At 52.6% G+C, this 20,728-nt stretch carries 21 protein-coding genes; 3 read left to right on the forward strand and 18 right to left on the reverse strand.

Translation table 11 applies throughout. The annotated features are described in order from the left end of the window. Window positions 1-47 precede the first annotated feature (47 nt). From lpdA to pdhA, 4 genes are all read right to left on the reverse strand, one after another. Window positions 48-1,460 carry a dihydrolipoyl dehydrogenase gene (gene lpdA, locus R70331_RS16455; RefSeq protein WP_042177291.1) on the reverse strand — a complete coding sequence of 471 codons (1,413 nt, stop codon included), beginning with the start codon at window positions 1,458-1,460 and terminating at the stop codon, window positions 48-50. A 3-nt stretch (window positions 1,461-1,463) separates the two neighbouring features. Then, entirely contained in the window at window positions 1,464-3,116 is a 1,653-nt protein-coding gene (locus tag R70331_RS16460) for a 2-oxo acid dehydrogenase subunit E2 (RefSeq protein ID WP_042177292.1), read from the reverse strand. 121 nt (window positions 3,117-3,237) lie between these two features. Continuing rightward, entirely contained in the window at window positions 3,238-4,215 is a 978-nt protein-coding gene (locus R70331_RS16465) for an alpha-ketoacid dehydrogenase subunit beta (protein ID WP_042177293.1), read from the reverse strand. A gap of 15 nt (window positions 4,216-4,230) precedes the next feature. Then, window positions 4,231-5,298, reverse strand: a complete 1,068-nt coding sequence (gene pdhA, locus R70331_RS16470) for a pyruvate dehydrogenase (acetyl-transferring) E1 component subunit alpha (RefSeq protein WP_042177294.1) — start codon at window positions 5,296-5,298, stop codon at window positions 4,231-4,233. A gap of 265 nt (window positions 5,299-5,563) precedes the next feature. Here pdhA and R70331_RS16475 point away from each other — a divergent pair, with 265 nt between their 5' ends. Next, a complete protein-coding gene (locus tag R70331_RS16475; RefSeq protein ID WP_042177295.1) occupies window positions 5,564-6,295 on the forward strand; it encodes an alpha/beta hydrolase in 732 nt (243 codons plus the stop codon). Window positions 6,296-6,434: 139 nt separating this feature from the next. On the opposite strand, the gene R70331_RS16480 is transcribed toward R70331_RS16475, so the two are convergent. Beyond that, entirely contained in the window at window positions 6,435-6,899 is a 465-nt protein-coding gene (locus R70331_RS16480; protein WP_042182793.1) for a low molecular weight protein-tyrosine-phosphatase, read from the reverse strand. Window positions 6,900-7,086: 187 nt separating this feature from the next. Between R70331_RS16480 and R70331_RS16485 the strand changes: the two genes are divergently transcribed. Together R70331_RS16485 and R70331_RS16490 are read left to right on the forward strand one after the other, a co-directional pair. Further along, window positions 7,087-7,728: a thiamine diphosphokinase gene (locus tag R70331_RS16485; protein ID WP_156131141.1), complete on the forward strand. Its 642-nt coding sequence runs from the start codon at window positions 7,087-7,089 to the stop codon at window positions 7,726-7,728. Between the two features lie 275 nt (window positions 7,729-8,003). Then, window positions 8,004-8,510 carry a C40 family peptidase gene (locus R70331_RS16490; protein WP_042177297.1) on the forward strand — a complete coding sequence of 169 codons (507 nt, stop codon included), beginning with the start codon at window positions 8,004-8,006 and terminating at the stop codon, window positions 8,508-8,510. A 20-nt stretch (window positions 8,511-8,530) separates the two neighbouring features. Here R70331_RS16490 and R70331_RS16495 read toward each other — a convergent pair whose 3' ends face one another. The 13 genes from R70331_RS16495 to rnz all read right to left on the reverse strand — a co-directional run bounded on the left by R70331_RS16495 (window position 8,531) and on the right by rnz (window position 20,467). After that, a complete protein-coding gene (locus R70331_RS16495) occupies window positions 8,531-9,283 on the reverse strand; it encodes a response regulator transcription factor (protein WP_052419089.1) in 753 nt (250 codons plus the stop codon). Window positions 9,284-9,434: 151 nt separating this feature from the next. After that, window positions 9,435-9,737 carry a Dabb family protein gene (locus R70331_RS16500; protein ID WP_042177298.1) on the reverse strand — a complete coding sequence of 101 codons (303 nt, stop codon included), beginning with the start codon at window positions 9,735-9,737 and terminating at the stop codon, window positions 9,435-9,437. Between the two features lie 17 nt (window positions 9,738-9,754). Beyond that, window positions 9,755-10,810, reverse strand: a complete 1,056-nt coding sequence (locus tag R70331_RS16505) for a ThiF family adenylyltransferase (protein ID WP_042177299.1) — start codon at window positions 10,808-10,810, stop codon at window positions 9,755-9,757. 79 nt (window positions 10,811-10,889) lie between these two features. Next, window positions 10,890-12,443, reverse strand: a complete 1,554-nt coding sequence (locus R70331_RS16510; RefSeq protein WP_042177300.1) for an ABC-F family ATP-binding cassette domain-containing protein — start codon at window positions 12,441-12,443, stop codon at window positions 10,890-10,892. Between the two features lie 134 nt (window positions 12,444-12,577). Beyond that, window positions 12,578-14,077: a serine/threonine protein kinase gene (locus R70331_RS16515; protein WP_042177301.1), complete on the reverse strand. Its 1,500-nt coding sequence runs from the start codon at window positions 14,075-14,077 to the stop codon at window positions 12,578-12,580. A gap of 127 nt (window positions 14,078-14,204) precedes the next feature. Beyond that, window positions 14,205-15,278: an SAM-dependent methyltransferase gene (locus R70331_RS16520; RefSeq protein WP_042182798.1), complete on the reverse strand. Its 1,074-nt coding sequence runs from the start codon at window positions 15,276-15,278 to the stop codon at window positions 14,205-14,207. After that, a complete protein-coding gene (locus R70331_RS16525; protein ID WP_042177302.1) occupies window positions 15,274-16,050 on the reverse strand; it encodes an ABC transporter ATP-binding protein in 777 nt (258 codons plus the stop codon). The genes R70331_RS16520 and R70331_RS16525 overlap by 5 nt, the downstream gene beginning before the upstream one ends. Then, window positions 16,051-16,383, reverse strand: a complete 333-nt coding sequence (locus tag R70331_RS16530; protein WP_042177303.1) for a thioredoxin family protein — start codon at window positions 16,381-16,383, stop codon at window positions 16,051-16,053. It abuts the gene before it with no gap. Beyond that, window positions 16,380-16,730 carry a cyclic-phosphate processing receiver domain-containing protein gene (locus R70331_RS16535; protein WP_042182800.1) on the reverse strand — a complete coding sequence of 117 codons (351 nt, stop codon included), beginning with the start codon at window positions 16,728-16,730 and terminating at the stop codon, window positions 16,380-16,382. The genes R70331_RS16530 and R70331_RS16535 overlap by 4 nt, the downstream gene beginning before the upstream one ends. Beyond that, window positions 16,730-17,593, reverse strand: coding sequence for a deoxyribonuclease IV (locus R70331_RS16540; protein ID WP_042177304.1), 864 nt, complete (start codon window positions 17,591-17,593; stop codon window positions 16,730-16,732). The genes R70331_RS16535 and R70331_RS16540 overlap by 1 nt, the downstream gene beginning before the upstream one ends. Then, window positions 17,583-18,398 (reverse strand): Fpg/Nei family DNA glycosylase, encoded by an 816-nt coding sequence (locus R70331_RS16545; RefSeq protein WP_042177305.1) that lies wholly within the window; start codon window positions 18,396-18,398, stop codon window positions 17,583-17,585. The genes R70331_RS16540 and R70331_RS16545 overlap by 11 nt, the downstream gene beginning before the upstream one ends. Before the next feature lie 45 nt (window positions 18,399-18,443). After that, complete coding sequence (locus tag R70331_RS16550) at window positions 18,444-19,232, reverse strand: HAD-IIA family hydrolase (RefSeq protein ID WP_042177306.1); 789 nt, start codon at window positions 19,230-19,232, stop codon at window positions 18,444-18,446. Window positions 19,233-19,537: 305 nt separating this feature from the next. Then, window positions 19,538-20,467 (reverse strand): ribonuclease Z, encoded by a 930-nt coding sequence (rnz, locus tag R70331_RS16555; RefSeq protein ID WP_042177307.1) that lies wholly within the window; start codon window positions 20,465-20,467, stop codon window positions 19,538-19,540. Window positions 20,468-20,728: the final 261 nt, after the last annotated feature.

Below are 20,728 nucleotides of genomic sequence, written 5' to 3' on the forward strand. Positions count from 1 at the left end.
GGGAGTCTCTTCTATGATGATTCTGCCTCACAGCAGACGGTAATGTATTATTTCACTACGTGAATTGGATGGCCTTCTACCAGCTCAGCCGCTTCCATGACAATTTCGCCAAGGGTTGGATGTGCGTGGATTGTCAGAGCGATATCTTCGAGCGTAGCGCCCATTTCAATTGCCAGACCCAGCTCAGCAATCAGGTTGGAAGCTTCCAGACCAACGATTTGCGCACCCAGCACGAGGTTGTTCTCGCTGTTAGCCACAATCTTGATGAAGCCTTCCGGAGCGTTCAGGGAAACCGCACGGCCGTTGCCCGCGAACGGGAATTTGCCGGCTTTTACCTTGTAGCCCTTGTCCTTAGCTTCTTTCTCAGTCAGGCCGACGCTGGAGCACTCAGGATCGGTGAACACAACAGCCGGGATGACTTTGTAGTCAACTATGGATTTGTGGCCGGAGATGGCTTCAGCAGCAATCTTACCTTCGTAGGAAGCTTTGTGTGCCAAAGCAAGTCCTGCAACGATATCGCCGATTGCGTAGATGTTAGGCACGTTAGTGCGGCCCTGATGGTCTACTTTGATCAGACCGCGCTCGTCTAGCTCAACGCCGATCAGGTCAAGACCCAGCTCGCCGTCTGTATTCGGACGACGGCCTACAGTCACAAGCAGGTAGTCCGCTGTAACTTCTTTGGTTTCGCCGCCTACAGAGTACTTAACGGTTACTTCCTTGTCGTTCTGAACTGCACTTTCCGCTTTGGCATTCGTTACGATCTCGATGCCGGTCTTCGCCATGTTCTTGGCAACCAGACGGGTCATATCTTTATCGAAGCCTGGCAGTACAGTATCCAGACCTTCGATGATCGTTACTTTAGTGCCGAATTTGGAGTACATTTGACCAAGCTCAGCGCCGATATAGCCGCCGCCGATTACGATCATGCTCTTAGGAATCTCTGGCAGATCCAGAGCTTCTGTCGAGGACAGGATACGTCCGCCGAACGGGAATGGCTTCAGCTCAATCGGACGGGAGCCTGTAGCGATGATGCAGTTATTGAATTTGTAGCGCGGGGATTCATGGTCATTGAACAAACGGGCTTCGTTTGTGCTGATGAACATTGCTTCGCCGCTGAATACTTCAATCTTGTTGCCCTTCATCAGGCTGGTTACACCGGTGGTCATTCTCTTAACTACACCGTTTTTGAACTCCTGGGTTTTAGCCCAGTCTACCTTTACGTTCTCGGCAGTCACACCGAAAACATCACCGTGCTGTGCAGCCTCATAGCTGTGAGCTGCAGAGATCAGCGCTTTGGAAGGGATACATCCGCGGTTCAGGCAGACACCGCCGAGCTCCGATTTATCTACAATGAGGACTTTTTGGCCGAGCTGGGCGGCACGAATTGCCGCCACATACCCGCCGGGACCTGCACCAATAACCAATGTGTCGATTTCAATTGAAGCGTCTCCGACTACCATTTATTACACCTCCATAACTAACATATCAGGATTTGCAAGCAGGGTCTTAATGTAATTCATGAAGTTCTGTGCAGTTGCACCGTCGATGATACGGTGGTCAAAGCTCAGGGACAGCGCCATAACTGGAGCTGCTACGATTTCACCGTTCTTCACAACAGGCTTCTCAGTGATACGGCCTGTACCCAGAATCGCAACTTCAGGGAAGTTGATGATCGGAGTAAAGAACATACCGCCGGCGGAACCGATATTGGAGATGGAGATCGTGCTGCCCTTCATTTCATTAGCAGTCAGCTTGCCGTCGCGTCCGCGAACAGCCAGATCTGTGATCGCACTTGCGATCATCCAGATGCTCTTACGGTCAGCATCCTTGATTACCGGCACGATCAGACCATTGTCTGTATCTGTAGCGATACCGATGTTGTAGTACTTTTTGTACACAATTTCATTAGTGGTTTCGTCAATCATTGCGTTAAGCGCAGGGAACTGACGGGATGCGGCAACCAGAGCCTTAACGATGAACGGCAGGTAAGTAACCTTAACGCCCTTCTTCTCAGCAACAGGCTTCATGCGGGTACGGAAAGCTACCAGCTCAGTAACATCTACTTCGTCCATGATGGTAACATGCGGCGCTGTGTATGCCGATTTAACCATAGCATTGGAGATTGCTTTGCGGATACCCTTGAATGGTACGCGCTCTTCTTCCAGGCTGGCATTGCCGGATGCAGCCGGTGCTGCCGCAGGCGCTTTAGCTTCTGCTTTTGGAGCAGCTGCTGCAGGTGCAGACGCCGCTGCTGGTGCTGCTGCAGCCGGAGCCGCGGAGCCGCCCTTCAGGAAGGCTGCAACATCGTCATGTGTAATCTTGCCGTTTTTGCCGCTGCCGTTCACCTTCGCAAGATCAACACCTTGCTCACGTGCGGCTTTGCGGACGCTAGGAGTAGCCAGAATATCACGGTTAGGTGCTGGAGCAGCAGCCTGTGCAGCGGCTGGTGCTGCTGCAGCTTCCTGTGCTGCCGGAGCTTCAGCGTGGCCGCCTTCCTGCTGCGGAACTTCACCTTCTGCAGCGATAATCGCTACAACTTCACCTACGCGGCATACCTGGCCGTCTTTAACACGAACTTCAATTACAGTTCCGTTAACCGGGCAAGGCACTTCCACTACAGCTTTGTCGTTCTGTACTTCCATGATGATATCGTCATCGGTAACCTTGTCGCCGACTTTGATGTGCATCTTGATGATTTCACCTTCATGCAGGCCTTCGCCCAGCTCAGGGAAACGGTATTCAAAGTTTACAGCGCCGCCAGCTGATGGAGCACTGGCTGCCGGAGAAGAAGTAGTATCTGCTCCGCCTTTAGCTGCATCTGCTTCCTGGGAAGCTGCTTCTGCCGGATGGCCGCCTTCCTGCTCAGGAACATCGCCTTCTGCATCAATGATTGCTACAACTTCACCAACGCGGCATACCTGGCCGTCTTTAGTGAATACTTCAAGCACTGTGCCGTTAACCGGACAAGGTACTTCTACCACTGCCTTGTCGTTTTGCACTTCCATTACGATATCGTCATCGGTTACTTTGTCGCCGGCTTTGATGTGCATTTTAATAATTTCGCCTTCATGCAAACCTTCGCCCAGCTCCGGGAACCGGTACTCAAATTTTGCCACCTTGATAACCTCCTAAAAGTTTTTAACTTCATTTTGGATAGCGAAAGCATTCGCTTAATGTATAAGTATATTGCAGAAAGTGGTGCCGCCCTTTGTGCAAGGACGGCAGAAATATTCTCTATTAGAATTCCAGAACTTTCTTCACAGCTGCTACTACGCGTGCCGGTGTAGGAATCCAGCTATCTTCGATCTGTGCGAACGGATAGATGGTATCCGGACCTGCCACACGAAGTACAGGTGCTTCAAGGTGCAGAATTGCTTTTTCATTGATTTGCGCGATAACCTCAGCGGCAACACCGGAGCTCTTCTGCGCTTCTTGTACAACAATTGCGCGGTTAGTCTTCTTAACAGAAGCTACGATTGTATCAATATCAATCGGGCTAACCGTCCGCAGGTCGATAATCTCAGCCTTAATGCCTTCCTTTTCCAGCTGATCAGCCGCTTTGGTAGCAGTATGTACCATCAGGCCGTAAGAGATGATTGTTACATCAGAACCTTCACGGACAATATTAGCCTTGCCCAGTTCAACAGTGTACTCACCTTCAGGTACTTCAGCGCGGAACGCATGGTACAGGTTAAGGTGCTCCATGAAGAATACAGGGTCATTATCGCGGATCGATGCGATCATCAGACCTTTGGCATCATAAGGATTGGAAGGAATAACAACCTTGATCCCCGGGCTCTGTGCAATCAGGCCCTCAAGGGAATCCGTATGAAGCTCAGCAGCCTTAACGCCGCCGCCAAATGGAGTACGGAATACGATTGGAGCGTTATATTTACCGCCGGAACGGTAACGAAGGCGTGCAGCCTGGATAACGATCTGGTCAAGTGCTTCATAGATGAAGCCGACAAACTGGATTTCAGCGATTGGACGGAAACCTTGTATTCCGAGGCCAAAAGCCAGACCGCCGATTGCGGACTCAGCGAGCGGTGTATCAAACACACGGTCTTCGCCAAAATCTTTCTGCAGCCCTTCTGTTACGCGGAAAACGCCGCCTACATTACCAACGTCTTCCCCAAAGATCATAACATTAGGGTCGCGATTCAGTTCAACGCGCAGTGCGTCACGAATTGCTTCTTTCATATTCATTTGTGCCATTGCCTGATATCCCCCTTATTCGAAATCGGCTTTTTGCTCTTCCAGATGTTTCGGAGTTACCTCGAACATGCTGTCGATCAAGCCTGAAACGGTCATTTTTTCGGTTTGCTCTGCTTTTTTGATCTGCTCGTTTACAGTCGCTTTCGCTTCTTCTCTTACGCGCAGTGTATCTTCTTCGGTCCACAGGCCTTTCTTCTCCAAATACTTGGCAAGACGGGCGATAGGATCCTTCTCGTTCCATTGGCCTTCTTCATCCTTGGAACGGTATTTGCTGGCGTCATCTGAAAGGGAATGCGGACGGAAACGGTAAGTTACAGCTTCAATCAGCGTAGCGCCTTCGCCTTTGCGTGCACGTTCTGCAGCTTCCTGAACCGCAGCGATTACAGCAAAGACGTCCATGCCGTCTACCTTGATTCCCGGAATACCTACAGCTACTGCTTTGTGGGCAATGGATTTGGATGCTGTCTGCTTAGCAAACGGAGTCGTAATCGCATAGCCGTTGTTCTGTACGAAGAAGATTACCGGCAATTTGAAGCGTCCGGCAAAGTTCAGTCCTTCATAGAAGTCGCCTTCGGAAGAACCGCCGTCACCAGTATAGGTGATTGCAACATTCTGCTGCTTCTTCAGCTTGAAGCCCATCGCAATTCCGGTAGCATGCAGAATCTGCGCGCCGATGATAATCTGCGGCATAAGTACGTTTACGCCGTCCGGAATCTGTCCGCCGTGCTGGTGACCGCGGGAATACAGGAAAGCCTGATATAATGGAAGTCCGTGCCATACCAGCTGTGGAATATCGCGGTAGCCCGGGCATACGAAATCTTCTTTCTGCAGTGCAAATTCACTGCCGATCATGGTTGCTTCCTGTCCGGATACCGGAGCGTAGAAGCCAAGGCGGCCCTGACGGCCAAGGTTAACGGCACGGTCATCCCAAGTACGGGTAAAGACCATACGGTACATAATTTCTTTCAGCTGATCATCGGTAAGTGCAGGCATTTTCTCTTTGTTGATAACCTCTCCATCCGGAGAAAGCACCGAAAGGGCCTCCACGTCCTCTGTATACACTTCATAAGGAACTCTAGTCATCATCTTCACCTCAATAAAAAAATTTGAACATCAGTGGTATCTGTTATAGAATTATTATACACCTGTTTTATCTGTTTCGTCAAAGAAATACGCATAAAATTTATGTTTCCATAAATTTTGTATGTATAACAGGATATTTAATATCATATAACAGATTTAAGTTTTTCAAGCATGTAAATGATTTTTTATACATTTACCGCTTGGGTAATTTTAACGCAAGCGCACGTGTAATGCAAAATTCGACAAGAAAGGCGACGATATAGTCATGAGCGAACCTGTTTTTCTGAAACGTACAATTGTTAAGCAAACCCTCTGGAGTGAACAGCTGCAGGAGGAACGCAAGCTCCGCATTTATCTTCCCCCGGGCTACAATGAAGTACTCAGCTATCCCGTGATCTATTGCCAGGACGGCGAGGAATTCTTCAACTTCGGCCGGATTGCCACTATCGCCGGACAGCTCATTATTGAAGAAGATGTTGAACCCTTCATTATTGTAGGCGTAGAGGTAAACGTTCCCTTCCGGACACAGGAGTATGCCCCCTTCGGCAGCCGGTTCAAGCAGTACCTTTCCTGCTTCGCCGAAGAAATTATTCCCTTCATTGAGCACAATTATCCGGTTCGCCGCACGCCTGATCAGCGTATCATCGCCGGTGACTCTCTGGGCGGCAGTGTTTCGCTGCATCTGGCGCTTGCCTATCCGGGCTTATTCAGCCGTGTGCTTAGCTTATCCGGCGCTTATTATCCTGAATCCCGCGATATCATCGCCCAGGAGGAAGATCTGTCCTGGCTTACAATTAATATGGTAGTAGGACTACAGGAGACGGATTATCAGACCGATACCGGCGTATACGATTTCGTGCAGATGAACCGAGATACCAAAGCCTTGCTTGAATCCCGCGGAGCCACCGTCTCCTACCGGGAGAAGGACGGGAAGCATCTTTGGGGATTTTGGCAAAAAGAACTCCCAGAATCATTACTCTATTTCTTAACCCCATGAAACAGCTTAAAATGACGAAACGGTGAACGAACAGCTAACTTATGTATAGATGCTGACTGTTTACGCTTCCAATATGAGACGGGCACACGGTGCCCGTCCTTTTTTTTCAAGGACGGTTACCGGATATATCTCTCCTTGGCTACAGCCTTTCCTCTGCTATTCTATCCAGCAGTACATCACAGCCGGCATCAATGAGGGCAAAGACTTGTTCAAAGTTACCTGTGAAGTAAGGGTCGGGCACCTCACGAAGTTCTTCATCCGGAAGCAGCTCCATAAAAGTCAGCAGCTCCGCCTTCTCTCCTCCGGGGAGCTTGCGGACATTCACCACGTTTGAATCATCCATACAGACGATATACTGGAAGCTGTCAAAATCATTGCTGCTTACAAGCCGTGCAGTCATATCCGCGTAGCTGATTCCTTTCTGATCGAGAATGCGCCGGGTCCCCTCATGGGGGACGTGCCCGATATGCCAGTCTCCTGTTCCCGCTGAATCCACCTTAATGGACTCCTGCAGGCCGCGCTGCGCAATTTTGCTGCGGAGAACTGCTTCCGCCATCGGCGAACGGCAAATATTGCCCAGACATACGAATAATACGTTTACGATTTCTCTCACCTCCCGGCAGGGTTCTGATGTTACATTTAAGAGCGGTATCTATTCTACCTACTATATATAGAAGGAACCCGCTATATCCATTTTAGCGTTACCGGCTGCAATTGTACAACTTTTAGGATTGCTTTATACTTTGTGGAGGATGACGAACCATAACAACAATAGAGGGAGGGAGATTGCTTTGCCATCCAATCGCGTGGTTATCTTCGCCGGGGGTGAGCTGTCTGCGGACTTTTTACGCCATATTGATGAAGAGGATTTTATTATAGGAGCGGATAGAGGGGCCTTGTTTCTTGTTGAGCATGGCATCACACCTGATATAGCGGTAGGTGATTTTGATTCTGTCAGTCTAGAGGCGCTAGACCGCATCAGGGCAGGCAGCAAAGAAACGGTCACCTGCGATCCGGTAGACAAGGATTTGACAGACAGCGAGCTGGCACTCGATCTGGCGCTGAATACCCGGCCTGAATCCATCCTGCTTATGGGGGTTACTGGTACAAGAATGGATCACACGCTGGCCAGCATCCAGATGATGACGAGAGCGCTGCAGCGCCAGGTATGCTGTTCTATAATGGACACTCATAACTATATTACTCTTACCGGTTCCCAGTCGCTGGTTCATGAACAGGGCTTTACCTATGTCTCCCTGCTTCCGCTGACACCAGAGGTAACAGGGATTACACTGCAGGGCTTCCAGTATCCGCTTGATAACGCGACCCTTAAGCTGGGCCAGTCCTTAGCTGTCAGCAACCGCCTGCTGGAAGAGACCGGTACGGTTACCATTGAAAGCGGACTGCTGCTGATCATTCAGAGCAAGGATTGATACATATCGGAGACATCGTTGTAACCTTTGTTTCAAAAGTGTAAAACCGGGAATCCCCTCTATTTACAAGGGATTTCCGGTTTTTTTGTGGGCCTTACCACCTTAAATATTAATTTTTTGTAACTTTTAATGTTTTTTTAATAAAACGCTTCCAATGTAAGCCCAGCCTGATTTTGAAGTGATACTGGAAAAATATAGGACGTATATAAACTGCTATACTACGAAACAGAGAAAGAAACATCCAAGAAAGATATAAACCTGGGAGGTATTACTACATGAAAAAGCACCAATGGTTTAAACAAGCGGTTGTCGTGGGAATGTGCACTACAATCGGCCTGAGTACTCTGATGGCTACCGGAGCCGGCACAGCACCTGTTGCTGCCGCTTCTGTGACAGCCTCAACCGGACAAAGCATCGTTAACCTGGGCAAAAAATACTTAGGTACCCGCTATCAATTCGGTGCTTCCACTTCGACTACCAAATATTTTGACTGCTCCTCATTTACTAAATATATCTTTGCCAAATATGGCGTTAACCTGCCGCGTACCTCTGTAGCACAATCCAAGGCCGGAAAAGCAGTATCCAAAGCCAATCTGCGCGTCGGCGATCTCGTTTTCTTCTCCAGCGGCAGCCGAGCCAACGGCAAAAACGTTACCCATGTAGCGGTCTACGCCGGCAACGGTAAAATTCTGCACACGTACGGCTCACCGGGCGTAACCGTATCAGACCTGAACTCAGGCAACTGGAAAAAAACGTATCTGAAGGCGCGCCGCGTACTGTAGACCTGCAGACCGGCTGCAGCTCAATGACCCGCAGGGCTGCTTTCCGGCGCCTTCAGCATATATCCCGTTCCGCGCACGGTCTGAATCAGCTTGCTCCGGTGTCCTTTATCCACTTTCATGCGGATGTGTCTGATGTAGACATCGACGACATTGGTATCTGCATGAAAATGGTATCCCCATACATGCTTCAGAATCTCATCCCGCGGACAGATTTCCCCATGACGTACAGCAAGGTAATGAAGCAGATCAAATTCTTTAGGCGTCAGACTGAGCTGAATTCCGTCACGGCTGACCAGCCGCCGGCTGGAGTCCAGCATCAGGCCGTCAATTTTGATCAGGGATTCGAGCCCCCGCCGGCGTCCGGTGAGCCAGAGCAGATTCATTACTCTGCACCTGAATTCTCCGGTGTGCAGCGGCCTCATCATGTATTCATTACCCCCAGCCTCAAATACGGCTACGGCTTCTTCTCCGTCGCCTTCGCCTGCAATCACCATCACCGGTATGAATATCCCCTGTGACCGGTACTCCGATATGATATTCCACCCCTGCCATGCTCCGGCATTGCTGATTTCCGCAAGCAGCAGCACAGGCCGCACCCTGTCCAGTAATAAGCGAAGATCCTCGGGATCTTCGCTTATTACCGTATGGAGCCCAAGCTCACTGAGCAGCTCCTCCATCTGACGGTGCGCCTCTGCCTGCGGCAGGAACCCTCCAGTGCTTCCGCCGGCGGCAGAAGATTGGTCTTCCGTAAACCAGGCGATTATCTCATTCATTCTTTGTACCCCGCATCCATTCAGCCTTGCAGTGCGGTATGACCGCCGCAGTTAGCCCTTAGCGTCCCCATAAAGCAAAAAGACCATTCCGCATGAATGGTCTTTCCGGCTGTTTATTCCGCTTGTCAGGCCTGAAGGATACCTTATCTGATTAATGCCGCAGATCGATCTCCTGAAACTTCACAACCTCAGTCTCCCAGCGCTCCGTAACAAAGGCCTTGTGGGCCGGATCATTGTTGTAGGCATCATACTCTGTCTGGCCTGCAAACTCCATCGAGAAGCAAAAATCATATTGACACTTGCTGCTGATCTGGCGCAGCGCCTCGAACCGGCGCACTACAGGAATTGCACTCAGAATCTCCTTCCCGTTCTTCAAGAAGGCCTCTGCCTCCTTTGAATCCGCCGGATACTTCAGGGTAAAGAGTGCCATATGCCTGATTGTTCCTGTGTCCATTGATATCCTCCCCTTCCTTAGCCAAAATACCTGTGATACACACTGCGCGCAGCAGCAATATCACTGGTTCCATGAATCAGCGCCCGTCCGTCAGCAAAAATCACCAGCCTGTAAGGCTCGTCCGTAAAAGAGACAAGGAACGGATTGCTATCCACTCTGCCGCTTCCCAGCTTACCGAGCCTTGCCGCTGTCTCCTGCAGATCAAGCTGCCTGCGCTGTGCCGGACGGATCTGCACAGTATCCCTGCCGCACAGCACATCGCTGCGCTCCGTATTCGCTGCAGTCAGATAAGGATAGACAGCATGGCTTCCGCAGGAAGGACAATCCGCTTTCTTCGCCGCCTTGACTCCGATCTCCTGATGCTCATTGCGCCATACATCAAAGCTTAGCAGTCTGCCGCGCAGCTGCCCGCGCCGGCCGCCCAGCAGCTTCAGCGCCTCCGCGGTCGCATTGGCAGTCACAAGCTGAACGGCCTGCGGGAGAATGCCGGCAGTATCACAGGTGTCCCCTCCCAGCGGAACCGTACCCAGCAGACAATTCAGGCACGGCGTCTCGCCGGGGATGATGGTATATGTAATTCCGTAGCTGCCGACACAGGCGCCGTAAATCCAGGGGATGTCATGCTTCTGGGCCATATCATTAATGATCAGGCGAGTATCAAAGTTATCTGTGCCGTCCATGATCAGATCCACTCCGGACAACAGGCTCTCCAGCTCTTCCGCCCGTACGTCCATTATATGGGCTTCAATGCGGATCTCCGAATTAATCTGCTCCAGCCTGGCCTTGGCGGCCTCTGCCTTAGGAATCCGCAGGCGTGCGTCTTCTTCGGTGTACAGCTGCTGCCGCTGAAGGTTGCTCCATTCCACATAATCCCGGTCTGCCAGAATCAGCCGCCCGACGCCGCAGCGGGCCAGCGTTTCGGCCATGCCGGTGCCCAGTGCACCCGCTCCCACAATCAGGACACTTGCCGCTGCAAGCCCTGCTTGTCCATCAGCACCGAACGGGGTGAAGCGTACCTGCCGGGAATAGCGGCCGTTCTGGCCGGTCGTTTGGATATTATCACTGTCACTCATTCCTGAACAGCCCCCTGTATTAAAAACCCGGGAAACAGCAGCCTGCATCGGCTGCCTGTACCCGGATTCTGAAATTATTCTATACCTTCTGCGCAGACCACTGCTCAACATTCCATGTTTTCGTTACCCAATCCTCATAGAACTCCGGTTCATGGGAGACCAGCAGAACGGTGCCTTTGTATTCCTGCAGGGCACGCTTCAGCTCAGCCTTGGCGATGATATCAAGGTGGTTAGTCGGCTCATCGAACAGAATCCAGTTGCTCTCACGCATCATCAGCTTGCACAGGCGTACCTTAGCCTGCTCTCCGCCGCTCAGCATGCTCAGCGGACGGGTAATATGCTCGTTTTTCAGCCCGCAGCGGGCCAGATGGCCGCGCACTTCATTCTGGGTAAGACTGGAGAATTCATTCCATACATCATCAATCGGCGTAACATTGGCAGCTTTAACCTCCTGCTGGAAATACGCGGAATTGAGGTAATCACCCAGATAGGTTTTGCCGCTGTACGGCGGAATTACACCCAAAATCGTCTTCAGCAGTGTGGATTTACCTACACCGTTGCTGCCGACAATCGCAATTTTATCACCGCGTTCAATCGTCATGTTCAGCTTCGGCACCAGCGGACGGTCATAGCCGATTTCGAAGTCAATGCCCTCGAATACCGTTTTGCCGCTGGAGCGGCTCTCCTTGAACGAGAAGCTTGGTTTGGCCGCCTCCTCCGGACGGTCGATCCGTTCTATGCGGTCGAGCTGCTTTTCACGGCTTTTCGCCCGGCCTGAGGTCGAGGCACGCGCTTTGTTTTTCTGAATAAACTCCTCTTGCTTCTTGATGAATTCACGCTGCTTCTCATAAGCTTCAATATGCTGGGTCTTATTCATTTCAGCCATATCCAGGAACTTCTCATAATTCGCTGTGTAACGTGTCAGCTTGCCGAATTCCAGATGATAAACCACATTAACAACCTTATTCATAAATTCAGTATCATGGGAGATCAGCATAAAAGCATACGGATACTGCTTCAGGTAGTTAGTCAGCCAGTCGATATGCTCAACGTCCAGGTAGTTGGTCGGCTCATCGAGCAGCAGTACGGTCGGTTTCTCCAGCAGCAGCTTCGCCAGCAGCACCTTGGTCCGTTGTCCCCCGCTCAGCGACGCAACATCACGATCCAGTCCGATTGCCGAGAGGCCGAGGCCGTTGCCCATTTCCTCCACTTTGACATCGATCAGATAAAAATCACCGATATCCAGCTGTTCCTGGATTTCTCCCATCTGCTCCAGCAGCTGCTCAAGCTCCTCAGGCGTGGCATCACCCATCTTATCGGTAATGGCCATCATTTCCTTCTCCAGCTCCAGCAGCGGCAGAAAAGCATCCTTAAGCACATCGCGCACCGTTTTGCCGGGGGAAAGCTTCGTATGCTGATCCAGATAACCATAACGGACCCGCGGTGTCCATTCCACTTTTCCGCTGTCCTTGAGCAGTGTTCCGGTCAAAATATTCATCAGCGTCGATTTGCCGGCGCCGTTCGCACCCACAAACCCGACATGCTCTCCGTCCAGCAGGCGGAAGGATACATCCTTGAACAGCTGCCGGTCACCAAAATTATGTGAAACATCTTCTACAGTAAGTAAACTCATAAATTCTCGTTAAGCTCCTATCTATCTTCTGTCTAATTCCTGTCTATGCTAAGCATGAGGAACAGTCTATTTATGCATATAACGACCATTTTAGCACATGTACATGCTGTGCCGGAATAGGTATTCTCCTGGGTTCAGTTTTTTTTCTGAAACCATCTTTTTCTTTTTGCAGAAACCACCAGCTTTCCGGTGCCATCGAGAAGCTGATCCAGCATCCCAATTAGCTTGCCGCTCCGCTGAAAAGGGTTCACTTGAAGCGGAAGGCTATACACCTGAATCTCTCCCCCCAGCACTGAGGTAAGCAGCGCTGCCGCAGAGCGGCTGGCCAGCGGCAGGCCAATACAGATCTCTGTAAGCGGCGTCAGTCCGCTGCGGCGCAGCCAGTGCAGCGTATCCTCCAGCCGCCAGTCTGCGCCTGAGGCCAGAAGCAGCGGAATATCACTGTCTGCAAACGCCTCAAGCGCTCCGTCATACCCGCCGGTGCCAAGGTCTGCAACGATATAATCATAGTTTTTTTCATACAGCTTGCTTAGGCCGTCCTGTGCCGAACATCGCCAGAAGTCGATGCCCCTCCAGCTTAAAGGTATCTCTGCGGCAGCGGTTTCTGCTGATTCGGGCGGATTATCCAGCAGGCTGCGAATCCGGTCAAAAACCAGTGAATCCGGACTCAGGCCAATCCATGCCGTTCCTCCCTTTCGGGCCAGACAGCTGCTGACAGCCAGTGAGGTGTGGGTAGTACCGAGGCCCGCAGCCACTCCAAGCGCAGCTATCACAACGGGCCGGTGTCTGGAGGGTACATCAGGGTGTACACCCTCTGCAAGACGGGATTTGCCAGGCAGCTCTATCAAGGGCTGAAGCGCCTCTAATACATCTTCTGCACATTGGAACCGCTCTTCGGGATGATACCGCAGCAGCCGGCGGATGACCGGAATAAGGCGTTCAGGCAGCCCGGGCAGCTTCGCCTCCATTCCCGGTTCCCAGCGGCTGAACATTCCGCCCGATGCCATATAGAGCAGCAGTGCGCCCAGACCGTACAGATCTGCCGCCGGCCCGCTCTGCCCGCCTCCGTACTGCTCCGGTGCCGCAAATCCGGCAGTACCAAGCTTCTCTGTATCTTCTCCGGCCCCGGTTCTGAAGCTGCGGGCAATGCCGAAGTCTATCAGCTTCAGTTCGCCGCTGCCTGTCAGCATGATGTTTCCCGGCTTCAGATCACGGTAGATAACCGGCGGCCGGTGTCCGTGCAAATACTGCAGCACCTCAAGCAGCTGACTGGCGCAGGAAATAATCCGCCCTGCAGCAAGCGGCCCCGGGTTCTCCTTCATGTACTCCGCCAGCGTCATCCCCTCGATGTAATCCATGACCAGATAGCAGCAGCCCTGACCATCCGGCGGAAAAAAATCGGCAACCCGCGGAAGCAGACGGTGGTTCAGCGATATCAGCAGCTCTGCTTCAGCTGCCACGGTAGTAGCGCTGCCCGGCAGACTCAAGCTCTCCTTCACCGCCCAGCGCTGCCCCGGCAGCCGCATATCCTCAGCCAGATATACTTGGCTCATTCCTCCGGAGCCGATCCGCCTTACAATCCGGTATCTGCCCCCCAGAACCTGTCCTTCAGCAAGCCTTGAAGCAAAATTCATACTGCTTCTCCCCCATTCTTGGTCACCGTACAAAAAAAAGAAAACCTGCCGCGCTGCGCACGGCGGCACAAGGCCGGCGGCGCAGACAACGGGAGGCTTTCCCTGTTCATCATGCTATTTCACCTGATTAATATTTAATCATATAAAGCGTTATTTCGTCCCGGTTATGGAACAACTGCTTTGCCCGCTGGAGCTGCATCCGCTCTCCCTCAAACATAGCGATGATCTCCTTGATTACAGCCATCGGCTTCTTGTGCATCAGCTTCACCGTTACTACAGCCGTTCCTCCCGGCGCCAGGCTGTGCAGCAGACCGGTAACGAGCTTAGCCATTAGCTTGGGACTCCAGCTCATGTCACAGACAAGCAGATCAAATTCATTCCCGCTGAATTTCACCTCGCCGGCGTTCTTGCGCAGAATCTTCAGGTTCGGCTGTTTCCGGAGCGACTCATGCATCAGCGCCGGATCGATTGCCGTGACCTTAAGGCCGCGCTCCAGCAGAAAGGAGGTCCATCCGCCCGGCGAAGCGCCGATATCCACCGCATTGCGGAAGCTTGAGAATGGAATGGCAAATTCCTTTTCCGCTTCCATCAGCTTGAACTTGGCCCGTGAGATCTGCCCGTCCTCCTTACGGAAGCGGATCATTCCGCCGTTCCAGCTGGACAGATTCTCCTCCGGCCGGGATACCCCGGCATACAGCGCATCACCGTCCGCATAAACGGAGATGACCCAGGAAGGCTCCTGTACAGTGAAATCGGCCTGCAGGCTCTCCAGACGCTCCTGCAGCCAGATCCGCAGTTCTCCGGGACTGTCAGGCCAGAAGGAAGTATTGCCCTTCCGGACATGCAGGGATACCTTCTCACCTTCCAGCTCGCTGCGGCGGCTCAAATATACAGCCAGCCGTTCCAGTGCAGACAGATCCCCCTGGTCCTGGAACTGGACAGGCTGGATATGCCGCAGGAATACCGGCGGATTGTCACTAAGCGCTTGTGACACCTCACCGGAACTTCCCTCCAGCGTGGCCAGAAAAATCTCGCCAGGCAGCAGCAGCGTGCTCTTGACCGCACCAAACAGGCGGCGCAGCTCCTCCTGGGCGTAGGGGGCAAAGCCGTGATTGGCGGTGCAGATATAGCGGGAAATTATTTTGTCTTCGGGAGCAGTTGCCTGCTCTTCGGGTTCTTGGGTTATTTCGTTCAAATCAATTGCCTCCAGGTCTGATTTTGATCCAGGGGCGGCCGCCATCCCATTCGACATTCACCGGAATATCAAATGTTGCCAGGATCATCTCTTTCGTTAATACTTGCTCCTTAGGGCCGGAGCCGGCCAGCTTGCCGTCACGGATCAGCGCCACATGGGTAAAGAGCGGCACGATCTCCTCAACATGATGGGTAACGTAGACAACAGAGACGTTGCGCTGCTTCAGCTTGTCGATCTCAGCAAGCATCTTCTCTCGTTCATACAGGTCAAGTCCGGCACAGGGCTCGTCCATAATGAGAAGCTTCGGCTCAGCCATCAGGCATCTGGCCAGCATCGCCTTTTTGCGTTCACCCTGGGACAGGGTGCCGAAAGGGTGATGCGCAAGACCCCCCAGGTTCATATCCTCAAGCAGCTTGATTGCCTGCTCCTTCACCTGCTGCGGAATCGCCTGATAGAAACGGAGGTAGGCATAGGCTCCGGTAGCCACCACTTCCCAGACCGGGTCGCTGAGTGACAGCTTTTCCATCAGGGAAGGGCCGATATACCCGATCTCCTTACGTACTTCACGGACATCACATTGCCCGAATTTGTAGCCGAGTACTTCCACCGAGCCGCTGCTCGGGAACAGGTAGCCGGTCATCATTTCCAGAATCGTTGTTTTGCCCGAGCCGTTCCGGCCAAGAATAACCCAGTTTTCACCCGGCTTCATTTCAAGCGATACATCATCAAGAATCAGGCTTTGCTCTCTCCGCAGGGTAAGATGTTGTAATGATATCATTTATGAGGTCACTCTCCTTATGTACTCCAGCATCTGCTCCACAGAGCCCATCGAATAATAAATTTCCGGCTCCAGAGTCCGGTCTGCTCCGGCTATCAGCAGAGCCGGCACACTTGATATGCGGTATTGGCCGACTATTCCGGGCAGCATGTTAACATTGGCTTCAGCAATCAGCAGCCCGGGGGGCAGCAGATGTGCTGCCACCTCCAGCATGCGCCTCGCGGCCTTGCATGTTCCGCACAGCGGTGTATGCAGAAAGACAACCAGCGGCTCACCGGCCTGCTCCAGTGCAAGCGTCAGCTCTTGTTCATTCATATGCTTAAATACTTTCATTGTCCGTATTCTCCTGAAGCTGCCGCGGCAATCTCTGCAAGCTGTTCATGACTAAGCGGCCTGTTGTACAGCACCGTTTCCCGGGGTACAGCAGCATAGAGCATTTCATACATTGCCCTGCGCCCCTGAGGGCTTGAGGTATGGAGATAAATTTCACGGGGATACAATTGTTCCAGTACAATCCTCCCGGCAACCTCATCCCCGTTGTAATCGTCCGGTCCCATATCATAATCGAGTGACAGAATATTCACCTCGCACTCCCGCAGGAGCAGCAGACACTCATCAGTTGTCCTCGCCAGCGTAAAGCCCTCAGGACGTCTGCGGCAGTCATCCATAAATATATTAATCACGGCTGTTCCTCCGCTTCATACCAATTCTGCACAGCTGCTATTTCCCGGCGGTGGCTGCCGTCGGTACCCTTGGCGGTCTCCATGGCTACCGCTGCACGGCGGAAAGGCTCTGAGAGCAGCAGCTCCCGCAGCTTCTCTTCACCGATACAGCCCTGCCCGATTCCCGCATGCCTGTCCCTTCGCTGCCCATAGGGGAACATAGAATCATTCAGGTGAACCGCAACGAGATGCGGCCAATATCCCAGCTCAGTCCCGCGTCCCAGCAGTTCCCCTGTCTGTTCAGGGTTCCAGATCCCGGAAGCGAAGGCATGACAGGTATCAAAACAGAATCCGATCTTATCCGGATGACGGCTGAGCTCGCGAACCTTAACCAGCTCTTCCAGCGTCATCCCTTCGCTTCCGTGATTGCCTGCCTGATTCTCGATCAGCAGTCTGGCCCGCCCGTTCCAGGATTCAAGCGTTTCATTCATACATTGTATAATATTTTGATAGCCTTGTAACGGCTCCATCCCGCCAAACGTTCCGAAATGAACCACAATGCCCAGTGAGCCGCATGCTTCGGCGATCTCCAGATCATTGCGCAGCGAGCCGACCATCACCTGTCTTGAGGCAGCACCGGCGGTGCCCGCCGCCATATTGGTCGGATACGGAGTATGCGCAATCGAGACCATTCCATGCTTGCGGCAAAAGGCGGCACAATCCTCGGCATCCCGCCCGTCAAGCGGCTTCAGCTTCAGACTGCGCGGATTCTTCGGAAAATATTGAAAGCATGCCGCACCGCTCTCCCAGGCGAACCGGGCCGCACGGCCGTATCCGCCGCGGATGCTGACATGAGCCCCTATTTTGGGGCTACCCTTCATGCTGGCAGTCCGGACAGTAAAACACTTTGCGCCCGGATTGCTCTACCTTAACAATGGTTCCCCCGCCGCGCAGGCAGGGTTCGCCCTCACGGTCATATACTTTGCACTGGTCATTATACGAGCCGGTCACCGTATCGCCGGTCATAAACGGCATTTCCATGTATCCGCCGATATCCGTCGCTTCTGTCAGCACTTTGCGCACACTGTCATACAGGCGTGTAACAGCTTCCGCTGACAGGTTCTGCACCAGCGTGGACGGCAGCAGTCTGGCTTCAAAGGCAATTTCATCCGCGTAGCAGTTACCGATGCCGGCCATCACCTTCTGATTCACCAGCAGGCTCTTAAGTGCTCCCCGGCGTCCCTTCAGCAGCGCAGCGAACCGCTCCGCCGTCATCCGCCGGTCCAACAATTCAGGTCCCAGCTTACCCATAGCCGCTTCGCCCTCCTTCACCGACAGCAGGTGCAGATAGCCAAGGCGCAGGCCCATGAAATACAGGATATTGTCCCCGAAAGCCAGTTCTACCTGGGTAGTTCGGTCCGGACGCTCCGCCTCGGTGCCATAATACAGCAGTCCGCCCAGCATCAGGTGAAGCAGCAGCCTGCGTCCGTCATGCAGATGGAACAGGATATGCTTGGCCCGGCGTTCAATAAAGACAATACGCGCACCCAGCAGCGCTTTTTGAAAAGCTTCGGTCTCCATATTGATTGTCTTCTCCCGGTTTACAGTCACACCCGTAATCGGCACATTTATAAGATGCTGGCTAAGCAGCCTTCTATAGTTCTCCATTTCCGGTAATTCCGGCATTGATCATCTTCCCTTCTAGGTTGGTCAAAACTCATACCTTTGCCATTATACACCGAGCATCGCCATAAGTTCAGCTAAATCGCCGCAAATTTCATCCGGAGTTACACCGGTAACGCTTTTATAATGCTCCAGATTGTCCGCTGTAGTCAGGCCTGTCAGAACTAATACAGTCCGGCAGCCCGCACTCACTCCAGCTGAAATATCCGTCCGCATGTTATCGCCCACCACAACAGCCTCTTCCGGCTTGATGTCCAGTATAGAAGCCGCATAGGTAATCAGATGGGCTTCCGGCTTGCCAATCACTACCGGTGCCACACCGCTTGCCGCTTCAATTGCAGCGCCTATCGTTCCTGCTCCGGGCATTACTCCGTCATCTGAGGGCAGCATCAGATCCGGATTGGTCAGCACGAACCTTGCACCGCCCATAATCCAGCGGGAAGCCTGGGCCAGTGAATCATATGTAAAAGCCCTGTAGATACCTTGTACCACAAATTGCGGGTCATCCTCAACAATGTTTAAACCCGCAGTCCGGCAGGCATCAATCAGCCCTTCTTCCCCAAGTATCGCCACCCGCGCCTCCGGTAATTCCCCGGCAATATAACGGGCTGCCGCCAGTGAGGAGGTGCATACTTCCTCTGCCTTTGCTTCAATCCCCATATTCCTAAGATGTGCAGCCACACCAGCGGCTGTACGCGAAGAGTTGTTTGTTACGAATAAAAAGGGAATTCCCGCCTTCCGCAGACCTTCAATCAGCATATCTGCACCGGGAATCATCCGCCCTCCATGGAACAGCGTCCCGTCCAGATCGATCAGCAAGCCTCCGATATTGTCCATCTTCGTCCTCCGTCTCCGCATATTTTATTAATACCATTAACCATTAATATTATTAAGTTTACAGAAAACCTTACAGCAAATGCTTCTGCAGGATGATCCTATTAGTCATAATGGACCACCGGGAACGGGCGGCACTGTCCCGGTTTCGTCATAATCTCTACTGCTTCGTGGAGCAAACGATGCCCTTTTACTTAAAATTTAACACACACAGTCGAACGCTAGCGAACTGCTGCGGTGCCGGGCTTTTTTTGACAGCACACTGTCATTTCCTGCGCTTTCCCGGAAAATAATTTTGAGTTCTACGCCTACTTTCTCCGGTGCACCGGGAAGGTGCAGAACTCCTCAGCCAGCAGGGTTTGCGGAAAAATCGCCTGCGCCTCCTCCAAAAGGGGCAGCAGCTCCTCCTGGGAAACATAACGCGAGCTGAAGTGGGTCAGCAGCAGTTCCCGCCCGCCGGCCTGGCTGGCCAGCTCTGCCGCCTGGGCAGCTGTGCTGTGATGATACTGATAAGCCATATCCGCCAGCTCATGGGCAAAGGTCGCCTCATGAATAATCAGATCCGCCCCCTGCGCCAGCGGCAGGCTGCCCGGACACGGCCGGGTATCGCCCAGTATGGTGACAATCCGCCCTTTTTTCGGTTCGCAGACCACATCAGCCGACCGGATAACGGTTCCGTCCTCAGCCGTTATATCCTCGCCTTTTTTCAGCCTGCCGTACACAGGTCCGGGCTTTAGCCCGTAGCTCAGCAGCAGCTCAGTATTCAGGCTGCCCGGACTGTCCTTCTCTGTTACCCGGTATCCGTAGCTGTCAATCCGGTGCTCCAGGAGACCGGCTTCCACCTTGAAGGTGTCATCCTCAAAAATCAGCCCGCCTGTATGCTCAACAATCTCCAGCTTATATGGAACACGCGACTGGCTGACGGATAAGGATACCTCCAGAAAAGCCTTCAATCCAGGCGGCCCGTATACGGTCAGCGGTGCTGTGCCTCCCTGGTAGCCGCGGCTGGACAGCAGTCCCGGCAGCCCGAACAGATGGTCACCATGTAAATGGGTGATGAACAGCTTTTCCAGCTTGCCCAGCCGCAGCGGCGATCGCAACACCTGATGCTGCGTCCCTTCTCCGCAATCGAACATCCAGAAGCTGCGCCGTTCCTCCATCAGCCTGAGGGCAATCGAGGTTACATTGCGCTGCAGTGTAGGTACCCCGGCATTGGTGCCGAGAAAATATATTTCCATTCCAGATCCTCCCTTCATCTATCTGCATCCTTAGGCAGCAATCATTGCTGCCCAGTCTCTGAACTGAATTTTACCCTTTTTGGGCGCTGAAAGCACCTTTCCTTTTGTCCTGCTCCTGTTCAGCTCATCAATACGGGTACAATAACCCCACAAAGCAGGGCCTTTAACCGGATGCTGACCCAGTTACTTTACGTGGCCCCCGTAAACCATAGGTCCGCAAAAAACCTCCCGGTTACGGGAGGTCCGCTTACGAAGGAGGAG

Origin of the sequence: Paenibacillus sp. FSL R7-0331 (assembly GCF_000758645.1) — a bacterium.
GTDB classification, from domain to species: domain Bacteria; phylum Bacillota; class Bacilli; order Paenibacillales; family Paenibacillaceae; genus Paenibacillus_AQ; species Paenibacillus_AQ camerounensis.